The organism is Aneurinibacillus sp. UBA3580 (assembly GCF_002375825.1).
GTDB lineage: Bacteria > Bacillota > Bacilli > Aneurinibacillales > Aneurinibacillaceae > Aneurinibacillus > Aneurinibacillus danicus.
Map to the genome: position 1 here is coordinate 1 of NZ_DFMZ01000001.1, position 4,499 is coordinate 4,499.

At 45.8% G+C, this 4,499-nt stretch carries 6 protein-coding genes; all 6 read left to right on the plus strand.

Going from position 1 to position 4,499, the window contains the following annotated elements; genetic code table 11:
* Positions 1–137: 137 nt before the first annotated feature.
* The 6 genes from B2899_RS00005 to B2899_RS00030 all read left to right on the plus strand — a co-directional run bounded on the left by B2899_RS00005 (position 138) and on the right by B2899_RS00030 (position 4,448).
* Positions 138–593 (plus strand): redoxin domain-containing protein, encoded by a 456-nt coding sequence (locus B2899_RS00005; protein ID WP_286883099.1) that lies wholly within the window; start codon positions 138–140, stop codon positions 591–593.
* Between the two features lie 31 nt (positions 594–624).
* Entirely contained in the window at positions 625–1,005 is a 381-nt protein-coding gene (gene gcvH / locus B2899_RS00010) for a glycine cleavage system protein GcvH (RefSeq protein WP_146808653.1), read from the plus strand.
* 115 nt (positions 1,006–1,120) lie between these two features.
* On the plus strand, positions 1,121–1,363 hold the full coding sequence (locus B2899_RS00015; RefSeq protein ID WP_146808652.1) for a DUF2553 family protein: 243 nt from the start codon (positions 1,121–1,123) through the stop codon (positions 1,361–1,363).
* 272 nt (positions 1,364–1,635) lie between these two features.
* Positions 1,636–2,061: a hypothetical protein gene (locus B2899_RS00020; protein ID WP_286883105.1), complete on the plus strand. Its 426-nt coding sequence runs from the start codon at positions 1,636–1,638 to the stop codon at positions 2,059–2,061.
* A 265-nt stretch (positions 2,062–2,326) separates the two neighbouring features.
* Positions 2,327–3,199, plus strand: a complete 873-nt coding sequence (sigI, locus tag B2899_RS00025) for an RNA polymerase sigma-I factor (protein WP_286883107.1) — start codon at positions 2,327–2,329, stop codon at positions 3,197–3,199.
* Entirely contained in the window at positions 3,123–4,448 is a 1,326-nt protein-coding gene (locus B2899_RS00030) for an anti-sigma factor domain-containing protein (protein WP_286883110.1), read from the plus strand. The genes sigI and B2899_RS00030 overlap by 77 nt, the downstream gene beginning before the upstream one ends.
* Positions 4,449–4,499 lie beyond the last annotated feature (51 nt).

Sequence of the window (4,499 nt, forward strand, 5' to 3'; positions counted from 1 at the left end):
GCAACGCCCGCGAGTTTTTCTTAATTTAACATCCTTTTTTGCGCTGTGTACTGCTTTCACGCATACTTCATCGATCTATTTCCTATAATAAGAAGTGGAAGAAAAGCCGATTCGCTTTATTTTAAGGAGGCGTTTTCATGAAATTGCGTGAAGAAATGCCGGAGTTTACCGGGGTGACGGAGTGGGTGAACGGAGAAGTGACAAAAGAAGAGCTGAAAGGCTCACCCACGCTTGTCCATTACTGGTCAATCAGCTGCCATACCTGCAAGGAGACGCTGCCGCAGCTGAACGATTGGCGTGATCGTTACAAAGATCAGGGTCTGCGGGTTATCAGCGTCCATATGCCGCGTTCGGAGAAAGATATGGAAACCGGACCGGTAAAAGAAGCGATTCAGCAGTATGAATTAATTCATCCTGTTGCCATCGATAACAGCTATAAGCTGGTGGATGCCTATGAGAATCAGTATGTTCCCGCTTACTATGTCTTTGACAAGGAGCAGAAGCTTCGGCATTATCAGGCCGGTGAAAAAGGGTTGAAGATGCTTGAGAAGCGCCTGGATCGTGTATTGACGACAGGAGAAGCTGAACAATAGTCCGGACAGGACAGAAGGAGGAATCGGAACAATGAATTTGCCAACCAATCTGAAATACAGCAAAGAACACGAATGGGTACGTCTGGAAGGAAAGAAAGCATACATCGGAATTACCGACTTTGCACAGTCTGAGCTGGGCGATATCGTGTTTGTAGAACTCCCGTCCGTAGGTGACGAAATAAAGCAAGATGAACCGTTCGGTAGTGTGGAATCCGTAAAGACGGTATCGGAGCTGTACGCGCCGGTTAGCGGCAAAGTAGTGGAAGTGAATGGCGACCTGGAAGATTCACCGGAGCTGGTGAATGAGTCTCCGTATGAGAAAGCGTGGATGATCGTGGTAGAAATCGCGGATGAAAGCGAAATAGGCAAGTTGATGGATGCTTCCGCTTATGAAGAGATGGTAAAGGAATAGAAACTCAAAAAAGTGGCTTCCTATGTTTGAAGCTGCTTTTTTTGTGGTGGAAAGCGAGTAAAAAACCGTGTAAACCGGCATACTATGATTATCTTTTTGTATCGGAGGGATTTTCATGTCACAGCAACCTGATGTAAATCGGATTGATATCACAAACAAAGTGCGTGGTGAAGTGACGGAAGATTGTATTGTCCTGACGTTGAATGGGCAGGAGATTGGCCACGTCCCCTTTGATGCGGCCTCCTGCACGATGAATGCCGGATACGCGGTGGATCAGCAGCGAATTTTTCGCATTGATTCGGCCGACATCGTTCATCCATCCAGCTATGTTGAAGATTGCGATTGGGGCTGGTGCTAGAGGCGGGGAAACCCGCTTCTTTTTTTGTGTTTAAGGTAAAGGCGGATGAAAATAAAAAATTGGGTTTAACACCAAATTCTGCGCTTGACTCTTTATGTGTGGTAGAATAAATAGAAAGTCAATGCAAAAACCAAAAAGGTAGTAGAGAAATTATCATAGAGAAGCTTATAGAAAATTCCAGCGATTTACATGTAGGCAAATAGAAAGTCTATCGCTAAAATAGGAAATAGATGTTTTTGTAGCGTAGCTGTATAGATAAAGGAGGAGTCCGGATGAGTTTTTGCTGCGGAGCCAGTATGATCGGCGCGCTCGGCAGTTTGCGTCACTTCAGAACGCAAATCCACAATGTCCCCATTCTTTACTGCCCTGTGTGTAATCGTATTGATGTTCATCCAGGGATTGAGGAAGAGTATGACATATTGTCAGAGTACGCGCAAGCTGATTTAGCTCCCGAGGTTGATTTTCGTGAATACGTAACAGGGGAGCACGTTGATAGAATATTTGAGAACTGCGTTTCCATTGATAATGGAAACATTTCATATATTCTCCGTACCCAAATTGACAATGCGCTGGACTTAATGTCCATTGCCAAGCAGTTGGAGGATGAGGCGTGGAGCAATGAGTTGAAGCGGAGATTAAATAAGCTAAGCCAGCGCTTGAGCCGCTGGGAAGCCCAGAGTAATAAAACTTTGCCGTAACCCCTATCAGGGGCTTGAAAAATAAAGAAAGCTGTTTTATGATGAGTCGCCGAAATATCTCTTGTGGTTAATAGAGAAAGAAAGGCGACTTTTCTTTTGTTTTTACCGTTATAATGAGGAGAGGATTTTAATGTAGAAAAAGGTGAAGGTCTTTTTCTTCCCCGGATCTTCTTTCTTTTCTCATGATTTTCGCGGCAAAAACGCGTGATTTCCCCCCTAAAAAGAAATGAAATGCGCGAATAAGTATAAAGCGAGGTGAACATCCTTGTTACTCACACTTTTCCTGGGAAAATGGCGCCGAAAAGAGAAACATCTACAGGAGAACGAAGAGACTGAGCACCTTCATCAAACAGTTGAGAGAATCCACCAGGGCGAAGACGAGTTGCGCAACGAATTGCTTCAGCAGTATCGGCCGTTCATCGGAACGGTCGTTTCAAAAGTGTGCAAACGATATATTCACCAGAGCCATGATGAAGAATTCAGTGTTGGACTAGAAGCATTTAACGAAGCGATATCACAGTATTCCAGCGAGAAGGGCGGCAACTTTTTGTCGTTCGCGGATCTTGTGATACGCAGGCGTGTCATAGATTACATTCGTAAGAATAAACAGCGTGCCTCGTTCGTTTCTTTTGACGAAGCTGCGGATCCCGAATCACCTGAATACAATGTTTGGGATGTGCAGGTAGCGGTTGAACAATACCAGGCGGAACGTGAAGCGGACATGCGGCGGGAAGAAATCCTGCACTACCGTGAACGCCTCCGTGAATTTGATATTGTATTGGAAGATCTCCCTGAATATACGCCCCGGCATGCAGATGCCCGAAATAATATGATTCGCATTGCCCGGATGATTGCAGATAACGAGAAATTGCGGGAGTCGTTTCTTATGAAGAAGAAAATTCCAGTTAAATACCTTCTTCAGTTTATTTCCTTTTCCCGTAAAACAGTGGAAAGAAATCGAAACTATATTGTGGCGATTACACTTATCTTTATCGAGAACTATCAGTACTTACGCTCCTACATTCAGATAGATGAAGCAGAAGGAAAGGAGGAGCCTGCAAGTGAAGAAGAAGGGCATCGTACTGGAGATACGGGGACAATATCTTATTGTAATGACATCCGACGGGGAGTTTTGTAGAGTTCCGCCTGTTGATGACGGGCCGCTTATGGAAGGCGATGAAATTGAATTTACGCATACGGTTGAGACAAGCACTGCAATCCGGAGTAAGCGGCAAGGCTGGAAACATTGGACATATATAGCGGCAGCCTGTCTGCTTTTGCTGATTACTGCACTGCCGTTGTGGAACATGGTGTTCGCCTCCGCTTACGCCGCGGTTTCTATCGATATTAATCCAAGCTTCGAACTTGAAGTGGACGAGAAATACGAAGTGACGGACGTGCAGGCGCTGAACGAGGATGCGGAACGGATGCTTTCAGACGTTGAATGGAAGGATCGTACGATGGTGGAAGTAACGAAGAATATCCTCTCTGAAGCCCGTCAGCACGGATTTCTTAAAACCAATCACGATGTGTTGATTGTACCCGTTGGTTTAAAAGATCCGAGTGCATCACAAGAGCTGCTGCAGATTATGAAGAAGGAAATCCCGAATCTCACCGCAGGCAGCCAGGATGAGTTGACCATTACCATGATGGAGAGCACAAAGGAGATACGCAAACAGGCTCAGGACTTCGGCGTATCTGCCGGACGCTACGCACTGTACGATTCCTTGAAACGCATCCATAAGGATGTCAGTGAAGATAAAATCCGCAGCTTGAGTATTAGCGATGTTTCTTCCGCAATAGGAGGTTTTAAAAACATTCCAAACGTCGTTCAGTATTCAAATGTTCCTTCTGCCTTAAAGAAAGGGCAGCCGGTTAAACCGAAGCAAGCGATTCCTGTACAGGCTCAAACTGCCGCAAAACCGGTAAAACAGGGGACAGCGCCACAAAAGAAACCGGAACTACAGAAAAAGCAAACAGCAGCCGTTCATACCGAGCGCAGAACAGATCCTCCGGTTAAACATGCTCCGAAGCTGACGGCACAGGAGCAGAAGGATAAGTGGAGAAACGTTCCGAAGCTCATTGTCGAAGAAACGAAGTATAAGGCGGGTGTGCAAGCGCAAAAAGAGAAGGAACGGACCGAAGAAGATAAGAAATACAATTCGGGATACGGACAACAGCAGCAGGCCCAGCAGGGTGGACGCGTCATTAAAAAAGAAGAGAAAGAGCGGAACGAAAAATACAAGGAAGAGCGCGAACAGAACAAACAGAATTTCGTTCGCCCTCCATTGAAGAAACAGGAAGAAAAGCCGCAGGAAGGGAATCAGGAAACACCTCCCGGCAAAAAGCCGGAGCCTTCCACTGATAAAGCCACCATGGCCAATTAGCCACAAGCCCTGTCATGAAAATGATGGGAAGGCGGCTGACTTTTGTGGTAC

What these genes read in the sequence shown, in the direction of transcription:
- B2899_RS00005 (WP_286883099.1), top strand. Translation starts at nt 138, where the DNA reads ATGAAATTGCGTGAAGAAATGCCGGAGTTTACCGGGGTGACGGAGTGG.
- gcvH (WP_146808653.1), top strand. Translation starts at nt 625, where the DNA reads ATGAATTTGCCAACCAATCTGAAATACAGCAAAGAACACGAATGGGTA.
- B2899_RS00015 (WP_146808652.1), top strand. Translation starts at nt 1,121, where the DNA reads ATGTCACAGCAACCTGATGTAAATCGGATTGATATCACAAACAAAGTG.
- B2899_RS00020 (WP_286883105.1), top strand. Translation starts at nt 1,636, where the DNA reads ATGAGTTTTTGCTGCGGAGCCAGTATGATCGGCGCGCTCGGCAGTTTG.